Raw genomic sequence first — 15,732 nt, 5'->3', positions numbered from 1 at the left:
AGCTGACGTCTCAGATCGGGAATCCGAGGTGGGCCAGCGCGGCCTTGAGGATGAATTCCTGGCCGTAGCAGAGCTCGCCGACGATATCGGGACGCATGGTCTCCTCGGGGGTGAGCCAATCGAGGCTGAGGGCATCGGCCCGCGGAGTGCATTCGCCGCGGACCTCCATGATGAAGCACATGGCGATCGCGTGCTGGCGCGGATCATGGAGCAGGGCCGAGCCCTCGGTGGGGAAGTATTCGGCGATGTGGAACGGGCTGATCGCCGGCGGAATGACCGGCAGCGCCATCGGGCCGAGGTCGTTCTCGGCGTGACGCACCAGTGCGGTGCGAATCGTCTCATGGAAGCGGATCCGCCCGCCCACGACCTCCCGCCCGAGGGTGCCGTCCTCGAGGCTGCGCAGCAGCAGGCCGATGCGTTCGACATTGCCGGTCTCGCCCACCCGCACCGGGATGGCGTTGACATAGGGGATCGGCATGCGTCTGCGCAGGCGCGCATATTCCGCGTCGTCGAACCAGTTCTCGTCGAAGTCCAGGGCAGTCCGAGTCATGACCCAATAGTCCCACAACCATCCCTCGCGGCAGAAGAGCATGGAGACCCTGGTGGTGAACTGGGACACGCTTCGGGTAAAATATCTTGATGTCGAGATAAATTTCCGACCGGCAGGGACCTGTCGAGTGTCGTGGCCTACAGTTGTGTCAGCACTATGTGACCATTTCCGGTCAAGGACTATGAAGGGGTATCCATGATCAATCATGAAGTCCGCACCTACAAGAGCTCAGAGAACCTGGCTCGCGAAGATCAGCTCGCATGGAAGATCGCCGAGGTTGCATCCGACCCGACGCCGGTCGATTCCGAAGTCACCGAAATGGTTATCAACCGCGTCATCGACAACGCTTCTGTGGCTGCCGCATCCGTGCGTCGCTCCGCTCCGACCCACGCTCGCGAGCAGGCCCAGACCCACCCGTTCACTCCCGGTGCCAACATCTTCGGTCTGCCGGTGAGCGACCGCTTCTCACCGGAATGGGCCGCTTGGGCCAACGGTGTGGCCGTGCGTGAACTCGATTTCCACGACACCTTCCTCGCCGCAGAGTACTCACACCCCGGCGACAACATCCCAGCCGTGCTCGCAGTCGCCCAGCACAAGGGCATCGGCGGCAAGGACCTCATCAACGGTGTGGCCACCGGCTACGAGATCCAGGTCGACCTCGTCAAGGGAATGTGCCTGCACGAGCACAAGATCGACCATGTCGCCCACCTCGGCCCCTCGGCTGCAGCCGGCATCGGCGCAATGCTCCACCTGCCCACGGAGGTCACCTTCCAGGCCGTCCAGCAGGCACTGCACGTGACGACGGCGACCCGTCAGTCGCGCAAGGGCGAGATCTCGTCCTGGAAGGCCCACGCTCCGGCGTTCGCCGGCAAGATGGCCGTCGAATCCGTCGACCGTGCGATGCGCGGCGAGGGCGCCCCGAACCCGATCTACGAAGGCGAAGATGGATTCATCGCCTGGATCCTCTCCGGGCCCGAAGCCCGCTACACCATCCCGCTGCCGGGCAAGGGCGAAGCCAAGCGCGCGATCCTCGACACCTACACCAAGGAGCACTCGGCCGAATACCAGGCCCAGGCGCTCATCGACCTCGCCCGCAAGCTCGGCGGACAGATCGAGGACCTGACGAAGATCAAGCGCATCGTCATCCACACCTCGCACCACACCCACAACGTCATCGGCACCGGTGCGAACGATCCGCAGAAGATGGATCCTCGTGCCAGCCGCGAGACCCTCGACCACTCGATCATGTACATCTTCGCCGTGGCCATGCAGGACCAGGGCTGGCACCACGAGCACTCCTATGCTCCCGAGCGCGCCGGTCGTCCCGACACGGTCGAACTGTGGCACAAGATCGAGACCACCGAGGATCCCGAGTGGACCCGCCGCTACCACTCGATCGACCCGAACGAGAAGGCCTTCGGCGGACGCGTGGAGATCGAATTCGAGGACGGCTCGACGCTGACCGACGAAATCGCCGTCGCAGACGCCCACCCGTTCGGAGCGCGTCCCTTCGCCCGTGCGAACTACATCGAGAAGTTCAAGACTCTGGCCGAGGGCATCGTCTCCGACTCGGAGCAGGCCCGTTTCATCGACCTCGCCGAGAACCTCGAGAGCCTCGACGCCAAGGGCGTGGGCGAACTCAGCTTCGTCGTCGACGGGCTCGAGCACAGCGGATCGAAGGGCATCTTCTGATGCTCGGCGCACAGGCAACCCCCGCCGAGCGCCGCGCCAAGTTCCGCGAGCTGCTCGCCGGTGATCAGATCGTCCAGTTCCCCGGCGCCATCAACCCGATCAACGCTCAGATCATCGAGCAGACCGGCTTCGAAGGCGTCTACATCTCCGGAGGCGCGTTCTCCGCGGCCATGGGTCTGCCCGATATCGGGCTGACCACCCTCACCGAGGTGGCCGACCACGGACGCAACATCGCCCGAGTCACGAACCTGCCGACTTTCATCGACGCCGACACCGGATGGGGCGAAGCCATGAATGTGGCCCGCACGGTCCAGGAGTTCGAGGACGCCGGAATCTCCGGAATGCACCTGGAGGACCAGGTCAATCCGAAGCGCTGCGGCCACCTCGACGGCAAGGAGGTCGTGACCGCGGCCGAGATGTCCAAGCGCATCAAGGCCGCCGTCAAGGGGCGCCGGGACGACAACTTCGTCATCTGCGCCCGCACGGACTCGCGCGCCGGGGAAGGTCTCGACGCCGCCATCGACCGGGCGAAGGCCTATGCCGATGCGGGTGCTGACATGATCTTCCCCGAGGCGATGCGCGATCTCGGAGAGTTCGAGAAATTCGCCTCCAGCGTCGATGTCCCGATCCTGGCGAACATGACGGAATTCGGAAAGAGCGAACTGTTCACCACCGAACAGTTGGCGAATGTCGGAGTCAAACTTGTGATCTACCCGGTCACGACTCTGCGCATCGCCATGGGTGCGATCAGATCGGGCCTGCAGACCATTCGGGACAAGGGCACTCAGGTGGACCTGCTCGAGGGCATGCAGACCCGTGCGGACCTGTATGACACGATCGACTACTCGGCGTACAACGAGTTCGACGCCGCAGTATTCAACTTCTCACAGGAGGGTCACCAGTGACCGAAGAAATCAAGAAGGGCCTCGCCGGTGTCGTGGTGGACACCACCGCAGTGTCCAAAGTGGTCCAGGAGACCAACTCGCTGACCTACCGCGGCTACCCCGTGCAGGAGCTCGCCGCCAAGCGCAGCTTCGAAGACGTCGCCTACCTCATCTGGAACGGCGAACTGCCCACCGAGGCGCAGCTGGCAGAATTCCAGGAACGCGAACGCTCCCAGCGTGCCGTCGATGACAAGCTCGTCGACCTCATCCTCGGCCTGCCCAAGGACTGCCACCCGATGCACGTCGTGCAGACGGCCGTGGCCTACCTGGGCGCCGTCGACCCCGAGGCCGACACCGAGGGCGCCGAGGCGAACCTGGCGAAGGCCGAGCGTCTCTACGCCCAGCTGCCGACGATCGTGGCCATCGACCACCGTCGTCGTCACGGCCTCGACCCGATCGCCCCGACGAAGGACCTCGGCTACGCCGCGAACTTCTTCAAGATGGTCTTCGACGAAGTTCCCGCCGAGGAGGTCGTGCGCTGCTTCGACGTGTCGATGATCCTCTACGCCGAGCACTCGTTCAACGCCTCGACCTTCACCGGTCGCGTCATCACCTCGACCACATCGGACCTGTATTCGGCAGTCGCCGGTGCCGTCGGTGCGCTCAAGGGCCCGCTGCACGGCGGAGCGAACGAAGCCGTCATGGCGATGCTCGAAGAGGTCGGCACCGCCGACAAGGCTTCGGCCTGGATCGACGAGGCACTGGCCAAGAAGGCGAAGATCATGGGCTTCGGCCACCGCGTGTACAAGAACGGCGATTCGCGCGTTCCCACCATGCGCAAGGCGTTCGAGGACATGGTCGCAGTCAAGGGTGCGAACGATCTGCTCGATCTGTACAACACCTTCGAAGAGGACTTCGTCGGGCGCAAGGGCATCTACCCGAATCTCGACTACCCGTCGGGCCCGGCCTACCACCTCATGGGCTTCGACACCGAGCAGTTCACCCCGATCTTCGTGATGGCCCGCATCACCGGCTGGACCGCTCATATCTTCGAGCAGCAGGCGAACAACGCCCTCATCCGTCCCCTGAGCGCCTACGACGGTGAGGAACAGCGCGAGGTTCCCGACAACCGGGGCTGACCTCTCGAAAGGCAGAACACCCATGAGACGAGACGGTTCATACCGTCCGGTCGATCTCGAGGGTTTCGACTTCACCGTCACCGGTGGAGTCGGAACCCTCGTCATTGATCGGACCGAAAAGCGCAATGCCATCTCCCGGCCCATGTGGAGGGCGCTGCCGCAGATCATCGCGAACGTCGACGCCGACGATTCGATCGGTGCGCTCGTGATCACCGGGGCCGGCGGGCACTTCTCCGCCGGTTCGGACATCGCCGACCTCAATGTGCCGCTCGACGACTTCTGGGAACTCAACTCCACCGCCGAGGCGGCCCTGGCGAACTCGCGGACCCCGACGATCGCAGCGATCACCGGCAACTGTGTGGGCGGGGGAACGGAGATCGCCGCGGCCTGCGATATCCGCATCGCCGCCCCGGGATCGATCTTCGGCGTCACCGCGGCCAAGCTCGGGCTCGTCTACCCGGCCGGCCCCACGAAGCGCCTGGCTCAGATCCTCGGCGATGCCTGGGCGAGGTATCTGCTGATCACGGCCTCGATCGTGAAGTTCGAGAAGATGGCCGAACTCGGCTTCTTCCACGAAGTCTCCGACAACCCGTTGGAGGCCGCGCAGGCACTGGGGGAGCGGATCGTGGGACTGTCCCGACTGAGCCAGGTCGGAGCCAAAGCGATCCTCGACGGTGAGCTGGCCGAGGACACACAGCCGCCTCGGTGGCTCGATGAGGCCTACCGGGCAGAGATCACCCGCGGTCAGGAAGCGTTCTTCGCCAAGGAACCGCCGGACTTCGGCTTCACCAAAACTGCCTGGCAGACCGGTTCCGAAGTCGGTGGGCACGGAGTCCCAGGGAGAGGATAAACTGAGCGAATGCGCCTAGCAGTCCTCGATATCGGCTCCAACAGCGTCCACCTCCTGGTCGTCGACGCTCACGTCGGAGCACCGCCCCTGCCGGCCACCTCGCACAAGGAGGTGCTCCGACTCGCGGAGTACTTAGGCGATGACGGATCGATCGATGCCGAAGGGCAGGAACGGCTGCGTTCCTTCATCACCGATGCCGTCGAGATCGCCGAGGATCAGGGAGCGGAGCAGATCCTCGCATTCGCCACCTCGGCGGTCAGGGAAGCTCCGAACGGGATCGGTCTCATCGAATCGATCAACGCTCAGCTCGGGGTCACCCTCAACGTCATGTCGGGCCGCGACGAAGCCCGCGTGACCTTCCTCGCCGCCCGTCGCTGGTTCGGGTGGTCGGCCGGAAAGATCCTGCTGCTCGACATCGGCGGCGGATCACTGGAGATCGCGGCAGGTCAGGACGAATACCCGCAGGCGGCCGTGTCGATTCCCCTCGGCGCCGGACGCACCTTTTCGGACTTCCTCCCGGACCCGATGCCCACCGCCGAGGACATCCACCGCCTGCGCAAACATGCCCGGGCGCAGATCGGACGCATCGCCGGCGACATCAATCGGGTCGGAGTGCCCGACCAGGTCGTCGGTTCGTCGAAGACCTTCCGCTCCCTGGCGCGCATCGCCGGTGCCGCTCCGAGCGGCGACGGAATCTATGCTCCCAGGAAGCTCTTCCGCCGCGACCTCGAGGGCATCATCGACACCCTCGCATCCCGCACCCCCGAAGAGCGGGCGACCCTGCCCGGCGTCTCCGAGGCGCGTGCCGGTCAGGTGCTGGCCGGAGCGATCGTCGCCGAGGCGGCCTTCACGATCTTCGACATCGGCGTCATGAACATCTCCCCATGGGCGCTGCGTGAAGGCATCATCATGCGCAAACTCGACCTCCTCGACTCTGCCGAGCAGTCCTCGGCGATGCGCGTGGAGACCGTCTCCGCCCTCGACTGAGCCGCCCTCACAGACCTCGCAACGGCTGCCCGTCACGCCGCGCTTCGGCCGCCGATCTCAGCAGGCTTTCGCTACCGGTCGGTATCGCCGTTCAGAATAGCCTGCTAGTTTGTGATTATTCGCCGCAGTGCGCCCTCGGCATCAACCGCTGGGGTGACAATGGTGAATGACAACAAAGTCTGAAAGAAAGCGCGCTTCTGCCGATGCGAAATGGTGAGCTGTCCCCGAACTTCCGTGACCAGGCACTCGAGACACTGAAGAATACGAGCGCGGCCGACCCGCTCGACGTCTTCGTCGTCGGTGGGGGAGTGACGGGAGCAGGATCGGCATTCGACGCCGCTACCCGCGGGCTCAAGGTCGGTGTCGTCGATGCGAAGGACTGGGCCTCGGGTACTTCATCCCGCTCGTCGAAGCTCATGCACGGCGGACTGCGCTACCTCGAGATGCTCGACTTCAAGCTCGTCGCCGAGGCGCTGAAGGAGCGCGATCTGCTGCTTCAGCACACCGCACCCCACCTCGTCGAACCCGTCGCTTTCGTGTTCCCCTTCGAACACCGCCTCATCGACCGGGCCTTCATCGGCTCCGGAGTGTTGCTCTACGACACGATGGCCACCCGGCCCGGCCGCAAACGCGCTGTGCCGATGCACCGTCACCTCGGCAAGAAGGCATTGAGCTCCCACTTCCCGGGCCTGGCCGATGACGCCGCCGTCGGAGCTCTCGAATACTACGATGCGAAGGTCGACGACGCCCGCTTCGTCATGACCCTCGTCCGTTCGGCTGTGAGCTACGGAGCCGCTGCCGCCAACCACGTCTCCGTCATCGGCTACCTCCACGACGGTGACCAGGTCACCGGCGTGCACGCCCGGGACGAGATCAGCGGTGAGGAATTCGACATCCACGCCCGCCGCACCATCCTCGCCGGAGGCGTATGGACCGAAGAGCAGCAGGATCTGGCGAAGGCCGATGCCGGGCTCAAGGTGCTCGCCTCCAAGGGCGTGCACATCACGGTGGCCGAGGACAAGATCAAGGCCGACCCGAACACCGGAATCATCTCGAAGACGGAGAAATCCGTCCTCTTCGTCATCCCCTGGGAAGGCTATTGGGTCATCGGCACCACCGACACCCCGTGGAACGAAGACGTCGACGCACCGGTCGCGACCTCGCAGGACATCGACTACCTGCTCGAACACGCCAACGCCATCCTCGCCGACAAACTCACCCGCGAGGATGTCATCGGCGTCTACTCCGGACTGCGCCCGCTGCTCCAACCGGTGGTCAAAGAAGGACAGGCCTCGACGAAGGTCTCCCGCGAACACACCGTGATGGAAGTCGAACCGGCCCTGGCCGCGATCGCCGGCGGCAAATTCACCACTTACCGAGTGATGGCCGAAGACGCCGTCGACTTCGTCCTCGGCGACGATGCGAAGGATCGCAGGTCGCTGACGGAATCCGTGCCGCTGCTCGGTGCCCAAGGGGTGGGCGCGCTGCGGCGCGGCCAGTCCGGGATCGCGGAGAAGTACGGATGGGACGAAGACCGCGTCAAACGTCTCATCCGCCGCTACGGCACACTCATCGAGGAGCTGCTCGACCTCGTCGATGAGGATCCGGAACTCGGTCGGCCGTTGGACGGCGCGCAGCGCTACCTGCGCGTCGAAGCCCACTACGCGGCCGCCGCGGAGGGGGCCGTCCACCTCGGCGACATCCTCGAGAGGCGGATGCGGCTGAACTACGAAGCCCGGGACCGGGGAAAGACCGCCGCCGAGGCGGTCGCGGTCATCGTCGCACCCGTCCTCGGCTGGGACGACGACCGTCGGACAGCCGAGGTCGAGGACTTCCATACCCACGTCGACGCCCAGGTCGCGGCCGAGTCCACCGACGATGACGCCTCGGCGGCGGCCCTGGTCGGTGCGACCCTCCACTGAACCGTTCACGGCCCCGAACCGTTCACAGCGAAGTGCGCGACCACGACCGAATACCGACAATCGAATATCGACCGACCTCGGAGCACCCTCCGGGTCGACCATCGACCGGGGCACCCACCGGAAAGACAAACAATAGGAGTTTGTGAGATATGGGCACCATCTTCCTCTTCGAGATCGCCGGAACGGCGATGCTCATGCTGCTCGGCGTCGGTGTCGTCGCCAACGTCGTCCTGACCAAGACCAAAGGCAACGGCGGCGGTTGGCTGCTGATCTCCTTCGGCTGGGGCCTCGCAGTCTTCGCCGGTGTGTTCGTCGCCTACAAGACCGGAGCGCACCTCAACCCGGCTGTGACCTTCGGCATCCTCGCCAGCGGAGCCGACGAATACGCTCCCGGCATCGCCGTGACCTTCGGTCACACTGTCGCCTATCTGGCGGCGGAGATGATCGGTGCGATGCTCGGTGCCGTCCTCGCTTGGGCCGTGTACAAGAAGCACTACGACGAGGAGAAGGACGCGGGCAACATCCTCGGCACCTTCTCCACCGGCCCGGAGATCCGCTCCTATGGGTGGAACTTCGTCACCGAGGTCATCGCCACCTTCGTGCTCGTCATCGTCATCCTCCTGTTCGGAGGAACACCGGACAGGCTCGGGCCGCTGGCAGTGGCACTGATCGTCGTCGCCATCGGCGCCTCCTTGGGCGGACCGACCGGCTATGCCATCAACCCAGCTCGTGACCTCGGACCTCGTATCATGCATGCGCTGCTGCCGATCCCGAACAAGGGCGGCTCCGACTGGGCTTACTCGTGGGTGCCGATCGCTGGACCGCTGGTCGGCGGCGTCGTCGCCGGCCTGGCCTCCCAGGCATTCGTCTGAGTACGATCACAGACAACCGAGCACGCTCACACACAACTGAGCACGCTCACAGACAAACCACTTCGACACAGGAGTCAGAATGAGTCAGGAAAAGTTCATCCTCGCCATCGACCAGGGCACTACCTCGTCGCGGGCGATCGTCTTCAACTATGACGGGCAGATCGTGTCGTCCGGCCAGCTCGAGCACGAGCAGATCTTCCCTCGCGCCGGCTGGGTCGAGCACGACCCGGTTGAGATCATCAAGAACACGAACGAGGCGATCGGCCAGGCTCTCACCCGGGCGAACATCAACCGCCACCAGCTCGAAGGCGTGGGCATCACCAACCAGCGTGAGACCACCGTGATCTGGAACAAGAACACCGGCGAACCCGTCTACAACGCCATCGTGTGGCAGGATGCCCGAACCCAGAAGGTCTGCGACGAACTCGCCGGGGACGATGGACCGGACAAATACAAGGACCGGGTGGGTCTGCCGCTGGCCACCTACTTCGCCGGACCGAAGGCCAAGTGGATCTTCGACAACGTCGACGGGGTCAAGGAAGCCGCCGCGGCCGGGGACCTGCTCTTCGGCACCATGGACACCTGGGTGATCTGGAACCTCACCGGCGGAGTCAACGGCGGAATCCACGTCACCGACGTCACGAACGCCTCGCGGACGATGCTGATGAACATCGACACGCTCGACTGGAACCCCGATATCGCGGCCGATATGGGCATCCCCGTCGAGATGCTGCCCGAGATCAGGTCCTGCTCGGAGATCTACGGCTACGGGGCGAAGAACGGGCTCATCATCGACACCCCGATCTGCGGCATCCTCGGCGATCAGCAGGCGGCGACGTTCGGTCAGGCGTGCTTCGAGAAGGGGCAGGCGAAGAACACCTACGGCACCGGCAACTTCATGCTCATCAACACCGGAAACGAGCCGGTGGCCAGCAAGAACGGGCTGCTCACCACGGTCGCGTACAAGATCGGCGAGGACGAAGCCGTCTACGCACTCGAAGGATCGGTGGCCGTGACCGGTTCGCTCGTGCAGTGGCTGCGCGACAACTTCGGCATCATCAACGACGCTCCCGAGGTCGAGACCCTGGCCAAGCAGGTCGACGACAACGGCGGCTGCTATATCGTGCCCGCGTTCTCCGGACTCTTCGCCCCTCACTGGGAGTCCGATGCCCGCGGTGTGATGGTGGGTCTGACACGGTATGTGAACAAGAACCACATCGCCCGTGCCGCCCTGGAATCCGTGGCCTTCCAGTCACGCGAGGTCCTCGACTCGATGAACCTCGACTCCGGTGTCGAGCTGACCGAGCTCAAGGTCGACGGAGGCATGGTCGCGAACGAGACTCTCATGCAGTTCCAGGCCGACCTCCTCGGCGTGCCCGTCATCCGTCCCGAGGTCATCGAGACCACGGCGCTGGGCGCGGCCTATGCGGCGGGCATCGCCGTGAAGTTCTGGAACGGCGAGGACGACGTGAAGGGCAACTGGCGTGAGGGCAAGCGCTGGAACCCGTCGATGGACGACGAGACGGTCGACCGTCTCTACCGCCTCTGGAACAAGGCCGTCGAACGCTCCAAGGGGTGGGTCGACGAGGACACCGAAACCCTCTACGGCTGAATTACTACCCGACGGCGGCCCAGCAACCTCGCGCGAGGTTGCTGGGCCGCCGTCGGGTAGTTCTGGGGCGGGGAGTCCGCGTTAAACTGGACGTGATGAGCAAAAAGTCGAAGTTCCAGCGGAAGGTGTTGACCACCAAGAATTCTGCGCGCTCGAATTCGAGGCGCCACAAGGAGTACTTCGACGAACACGACGTCTATGAGAAGGACGCCCATCACGTCTCCGAGAATCGGATCAGACTCGGACTCTCCAGCTCCTCCGTCTCACCCATGACCGTCGAGGAGACCTTCACCCAGGCGGCCAAGCATGGCTACGACGGTGTCGAGATCATGGTCACCCACAACACCGAGACCCGCGACGTCGACCTCATCAACGGACTCGCCCGCGACACCGGACTCGACGTCATCTCCCTGCACGCTCCGACCCTGCTGTTCCTGCCGCGGGTCCTGCACAAAGACCATTGGGAGAAGCTGCGGATCACCGCGAATCTCGCCAAAGAAGTCAACGCCGACACCGTCGTTCTCCACCCGCCGTTCCGGTGGCAGGGCGAATACGCCCTCGGCTTCGTCGACGGCGTCCGACAGGTCGCTCAAGAGACCGGTGTGAAACTGGCCGTGGAGAACATGTACCCCTGGCGGGCCGGCCTGCGCGAGATCCAGGTCTACTACCCCGACTGGAACCCCCTCGACGAGGACTACGACGACCTCACCTTCGACTTCTCCCACGCCTCCACCGCCGGAATGAACGCCCTGGAGACGGTGGGCGAGATCTTCGACCAGCTCCGTCACGTCCACCTCACCGACGGTGCCGGCTCGCTCAAGGACGAACACCTCGTTCCCGGCGAAGGCACCATGCCCGTCGCCGAGACCCTGCAGTACCTGGCCAAACACAACTGGCAGGGCGACGTCGTCGTCGAGGTCAACACCCGATTCGTCCGCAAACAGTCGTCTCGCGAGAAGATGCTCGCCGACTCCATCGCCTTCGCTCGTGAGCACCTAGGCCTCGACGAGGATGTTCCCCGACGCAACGCCCACAGCCACACCCGCACCTCTGAGAGCAAGTCCGCGCGATCCGGCAGTGCCGACGACGAGAGCTGACCCCGCAGTCGACAGCGAAGTCGCGATTCCATCCGTCCGACCTCGCACCGGCACGCCCGAACGCACGGACACCCACCGACCACCGCACCCAACAGATCGAAAGGCTGACGCGCTTTGACCACAATCGCCTCCATCGGAACCGGCAACATGGGCACGGCCCTGATCCAGGGAATCCTCGCTGCCGACGCGGGCATCACCGTCCGCGCGACGACGAATTCGACCGCCTCGGCGCAGCGACTCCGCGAGGCTCTGCCCACCGCCACGGTCACCTCGGTGGAGGACGATTCCCACGCGAACAGAAAAGCCGCGTCCGGAGCCGATTTCGTCTTCCTCGGCGTGAAGCCGTGGATGATGGCCGAGACTCTGCGCGAGCTCGCCGATGACCTCGACCCGGACTCCGTGCTCGTGTCCATGGCCGCCGGCGTCGCCGCCGCGGACCTCGCGAAGCTCGCCCCTGAGAACCCGATCGTGCGGATCATGCCGAACACGCCGAGTGCCATCGGTCACGGCGTCATCGCACTGGCCCCCTCCGCCGAGGTGACCGCCGCCAGCGTGGACACACTGAAGTCCCTGCTGTCGGGCGCCGGCCTCGTCGTCGATCTCGACGAATCACAGATCCCGGCCATGACCGGAATCTCCGGGTCCGGAGTGGCGTACTTCTTCCTCCTCGCCGAAGCCATGATCGCCGCCGGCGTCAAGCAGGGCCTCAGTGAGGACGTCGCCCGCCAGATGGTCGTGGCCACCGCCGACGGCGCCGGCCGACTCCTGACCGAGAAGCCCGATCCCGCCGCTCAGCGTCGGGCCGTGAGCAGTAAGGGCGGCACGACCCTGGCCGGTCTCCAGCAGTTCCTCGACTCCGGGATCTTCGATATCGCTGAGGCGGCCGCGCAGGCGGCGGCGGACCGTTCCGTGGAGATGGAACGGGAGAACTCCGAGGTCATCAACGGCTGAGCCGATTCTCCCCGCTCAGGGGAGGACGTGGGACGAGCGGGCGATCGACACGGCCTCATGCCGGGTCCGTGCCGAGAGCTTGACCATCGCCGTATTGAGATAGGACTTCACCGTCGACTCGCGCAGCGACAGCGCCTCGGCGATGCGGGCATTCGGCCATCCCAGGGCGACGTGCGAAAGGATGTCGGTCTCCCTCGGCGACAGCCGCACTGCGGGCACCGGGGTTTGGAAGTTCTCCGGATTGTGCCCGGAGAGGATATCGGCCAGGCGCGCCTCGACGCCGGTGAGCTTCTCCCGGGTCTCCTCGTCGACGATGCCGGAGCGGATGGCTCGCAGCTCCGCATAGGTGTGCCGGAGAGCCTCGCGTCCCGCGTTGTCCAGATCCGGATAGAGCGGTTCCTCCTTGACCGGGCCAAGCGGCTGCTGCCGGTAGCCGAGTCGAGCGAGATCGACCGAGAGCTCTCGCACTCGCCTCACGAGGTCTCCTGTCTGCGGGGCGGCGGCGTCGTAGTCCGCGCGATGGCCGCAGTAGACCATGCCGGTGACCTCACCACCGTGGAGGGTGGGTACGGCCACGAGGACGCGGATGCCCTCACCGAGCACCTCCTCGTCGTAGTGATGGGTGATGAGCGGGTCGATCTCATAGTCGCGGGTCAGCTGCGGAGTGCCTTCGGTCATGGCCCGTCCGCCGAGGCCGCGTCCGGTGCTGACGATGAGGGTCGAGAGCAGGTTCTTATCGGCGCCGGCGACGGCTTCGACCGCGACCGAACCCTCTTCGACCATGCCTCCGAAGACGACGTCACCGGTGCCGCTCTCATGCAGGGAGTCGACGGCTTCGACGAACAGGCGACGGGTCTCGACCTTGAGTGCCCGCGTTTCCTTGGCATGCGCATTCATGTGAATAAGCTACCAACTTTCGGTGGTATTCCCCAGTGCATGCTGAACGTTACCTTGGGGTCATGTGATTCAGGACACTGATGTTCTGTCCATTCAAAGGAGAAAGAATGACTGACCCTGTCAACACCGGAGTTGACTTCCTCGCAGAGGAGGAGAGCCCGGAGTTCAAGGCCCTCAAGCGCAAACGATTCTCGGTTGTGATCCCGCTGTCGATCGCGTTCCTCGTCTGGTACTTCCTCTACGTGATCCTCAGCACCTACGCTCATGACTTCATGTCGACGAAGGTCGTGGGGGAGATCAATGTCGGGCTCGTCTTCGGGCTGCTGCAGTTCGTGACGACCTTCGCGATCACGATGTTCTACGTCTCGTTCGCCAATAAGAAGCTGGATCCTCCCGCGGAGGCGATCCGTGAACGACTGCTGGCCGAATCGGAAGGAACCCGCTCATGAGCACTCTGGCTATCGGAGACTTCGTCGCCTCGGGAGTCGACCTCCTCAGCGCAGCGACCACCGAGGTCGAGAACAACCCGGTCCTCAACATCACGATCTTCGCCGCATTCGTCGCGGTCACGATGTTCATCGTCCTGCGGGCCAGTCGCAACAACAAATCAGCTTCGGACTACTACGCCGGCGGCCGGTCGTTCACCGGACCGCAGAACGGCTTCGCCATCTCCGGCGACTACCTCTCCGCCGCGTCCTTCCTCGGCATCTGCGGTGCGATCGCCGTCAACGGCTACGACGGATTCCTCTACTCGATCGGCTTCCTCGTCGCCTGGCTCGTCGCCCTGCTCATCGTTGCCGAGCTCATGCGCAACACAGGCAAGTTCACCATGGCCGATGTGCTGTCGTTCCGACTCAAGCAGCGTCCCGTGCGCATGGCCGCAGCACTGTCGACGCTGGCGGTCTGCTTCTTCTACCTCCTCGCCCAGATGGCCGGAGCAGGCGGTCTCGTCTCCCTGCTCATGGGCATCGACGGCAAGGTCGGTCAGTCGCTCGTCATCGCCGTCGTCGGTGCGCTGATGATCATCTACGTCCTCGTCGGCGGAATGAAGGGCACCACCTGGGTGCAGATCGTCAAAGCGGTCCTGCTCATCGCCGGTGCCTTCGCCATGACCGTCTGGGTGCTCGCCCTCAACGGCTTCAATCTCTCCACGCTGCTGGCCTCGGCAGTGGAGAACGCGGCCGGCGGCGTCGGTGAGGCGGTGCTCGAGCCGGGACTGAAGTACGGCGAGAATCCTCTCGACTTCATCTCCCTGGCATTGGCCCTCGTGCTCGGAACCGCGGGTCTGCCGCACGTCCTCATGCGCTTCTACACGGTTCCCACTGCGAAGGAGGCGCGGCGTTCCGTGGTGTGGGCGATCTGGCTCATCGGCGCGTTCTACCTCTTCACCCTCGTCCTCGGCTACGGTGCCGCCGCGCTCGTCGGTGCCGACGCGATCAACAATGCTCCCGGCGGAGTGAATTCGGCAGCACCGCTGCTCGCGCTCCACCTCGGTGGGCCCATCCTCATGGGCTTCATCTCCGCGGTCGCGTTCGCCACGATCCTCGCGGTGGTGGCGGGTCTGGCCATCACGGCGGCGGCCTCGTTCGCCCACGACATCTACGCGAACGTCATCAAGAAGGGCAAGGTCGAGGACTCCGATGCGGAGGTCAAGATCGCCCGTCGCACGGTCATCGTCATCGGTGCGGTCGCGATCATCGGCGGCATCGGAGTGCAGGGGCAGAACATCGCATTCCTTGTGGCGCTGGCCTTCGCCGTCGCCGCCAGCGCGAACCTGCCCACGATCGTGTACTCGCTGTTCTGGAAGCGCTTCACCACTCGCGGTGCGGTGTGGTCGATCTACGGCGGCCTGATCTCGGCGATGGTGCTCATTGCCTTCTCGCCGGTCGTCTCCGGTTCCGAGACCGCAATGATCCCTGGTGCCGACTTCGCGATCTTCCCGCTGTCCAACCCGGGCATCATCTCGATTCCGCTCGGATTCATCCTCGGCTGGATCGCGTCGGTCACCGACCGGACTGTCGAGAGCCCCGAGCTCGCAGCAGAGATGGACGTCCGTGCCCACACCGGGTTCGGCGCCGAGGAGGCCGTCGAACACTGACCCCGCTCGCCGACCGCGTGTTCGAAGTGCAGACGACCCGATTCCGATCAGGACCGCGCCCTGTCAAGCTGTTTGGAGTCACTCACGCTGCTAGCGTGTCTATCTCTCGATGGTTGATCCCGACGACCTCGGCTGGTGCCGGGGTCGTCGGTGGTTTCGCGAACCGTTCCGGATGCTGCGC

General features: G+C 64.6%; 14 protein-coding genes. 12 read left to right on the top strand and 2 right to left on the bottom strand.

Features of this window, described 5'->3' with window-relative positions:
• Window positions 1-10: 10 nt before the first annotated feature.
• Entirely contained in the window at window positions 11-550 is a 540-nt protein-coding gene (locus tag BLIN9172_RS15460) for a DUF4916 domain-containing protein (protein ID WP_101555860.1), read from the bottom strand.
• Window positions 551-745: 195 nt separating this feature from the next.
• On the opposite strand from BLIN9172_RS15460, the gene BLIN9172_RS15455 reads away from it, so the two are divergent.
• From BLIN9172_RS15455 to proC, 10 genes are all read left to right on the top strand, one after another.
• Entirely contained in the window at window positions 746-2,242 is a 1,497-nt protein-coding gene (locus tag BLIN9172_RS15455) for an MmgE/PrpD family protein (protein WP_101555842.1), read from the top strand.
• On the top strand, window positions 2,242-3,147 hold the full coding sequence (gene prpB, locus BLIN9172_RS15450) for a methylisocitrate lyase (RefSeq protein ID WP_101555841.1): 906 nt from the start codon (window positions 2,242-2,244) through the stop codon (window positions 3,145-3,147). Before BLIN9172_RS15455 ends, prpB begins: the two co-directional genes overlap by 1 nt.
• Window positions 3,144-4,265 (top strand): bifunctional 2-methylcitrate synthase/citrate synthase, encoded by a 1,122-nt coding sequence (locus BLIN9172_RS15445; protein ID WP_101555840.1) that lies wholly within the window; start codon window positions 3,144-3,146, stop codon window positions 4,263-4,265. The genes prpB and BLIN9172_RS15445 overlap by 4 nt, the downstream gene beginning before the upstream one ends.
• Window positions 4,266-4,287: 22 nt before the next feature.
• Window positions 4,288-5,115, top strand: a complete 828-nt coding sequence (locus BLIN9172_RS15440) for an enoyl-CoA hydratase/isomerase family protein (RefSeq protein WP_101555839.1) — start codon at window positions 4,288-4,290, stop codon at window positions 5,113-5,115.
• 9 nt (window positions 5,116-5,124) lie between these two features.
• On the top strand, window positions 5,125-6,102 hold the full coding sequence (locus BLIN9172_RS15435; protein WP_101555838.1) for a Ppx/GppA phosphatase family protein: 978 nt from the start codon (window positions 5,125-5,127) through the stop codon (window positions 6,100-6,102).
• A 203-nt stretch (window positions 6,103-6,305) separates the two neighbouring features.
• Window positions 6,306-8,024, top strand: coding sequence for a glycerol-3-phosphate dehydrogenase/oxidase (locus BLIN9172_RS15430; RefSeq protein ID WP_101555837.1), 1,719 nt, complete (start codon window positions 6,306-6,308; stop codon window positions 8,022-8,024).
• 149 nt (window positions 8,025-8,173) lie between these two features.
• A complete protein-coding gene (locus BLIN9172_RS15425; protein WP_101555836.1) occupies window positions 8,174-8,896 on the top strand; it encodes an MIP/aquaporin family protein in 723 nt (240 codons plus the stop codon).
• 79 nt (window positions 8,897-8,975) lie between these two features.
• Window positions 8,976-10,508, top strand: a complete 1,533-nt coding sequence (gene glpK, locus BLIN9172_RS15420) for a glycerol kinase GlpK (RefSeq protein WP_101555835.1) — start codon at window positions 8,976-8,978, stop codon at window positions 10,506-10,508.
• Window positions 10,509-10,603: 95 nt separating this feature from the next.
• Window positions 10,604-11,605: a sugar phosphate isomerase/epimerase family protein gene (locus tag BLIN9172_RS15415; protein WP_101555834.1), complete on the top strand. Its 1,002-nt coding sequence runs from the start codon at window positions 10,604-10,606 to the stop codon at window positions 11,603-11,605.
• Window positions 11,606-11,719: 114 nt separating this feature from the next.
• Window positions 11,720-12,556 carry a pyrroline-5-carboxylate reductase gene (gene proC, locus BLIN9172_RS15410; protein WP_101555833.1) on the top strand — a complete coding sequence of 279 codons (837 nt, stop codon included), beginning with the start codon at window positions 11,720-11,722 and terminating at the stop codon, window positions 12,554-12,556.
• 15 nt (window positions 12,557-12,571) lie between these two features.
• Here proC and BLIN9172_RS15405 read toward each other — a convergent pair whose 3' ends face one another.
• A complete protein-coding gene (locus tag BLIN9172_RS15405; RefSeq protein WP_101555832.1) occupies window positions 12,572-13,453 on the bottom strand; it encodes a helix-turn-helix transcriptional regulator in 882 nt (293 codons plus the stop codon).
• 107 nt (window positions 13,454-13,560) lie between these two features.
• On the opposite strand from BLIN9172_RS15405, the gene BLIN9172_RS15400 reads away from it, so the two are divergent.
• On the top strand, window positions 13,561-13,902 hold the full coding sequence (locus tag BLIN9172_RS15400) for a DUF485 domain-containing protein (protein WP_025780992.1): 342 nt from the start codon (window positions 13,561-13,563) through the stop codon (window positions 13,900-13,902).
• The gene (locus BLIN9172_RS15395; RefSeq protein WP_035321537.1) at window positions 13,899-15,551 is read left to right on the top strand and encodes a monocarboxylic acid transporter; all 1,653 of its coding nucleotides are present in this window, start codon (window positions 13,899-13,901) and stop codon (window positions 15,549-15,551) included. The genes BLIN9172_RS15400 and BLIN9172_RS15395 overlap by 4 nt, the downstream gene beginning before the upstream one ends.
• Window positions 15,552-15,732 lie beyond the last annotated feature (181 nt).

The sequence above is a fragment of the Brevibacterium linens ATCC 9172 genome (assembly GCF_900169165.1).
GTDB lineage: Bacteria > Actinomycetota > Actinomycetes > Actinomycetales > Brevibacteriaceae > Brevibacterium > Brevibacterium linens.
This window is presented reverse-complemented; position numbering and strand designations above follow the sequence as displayed.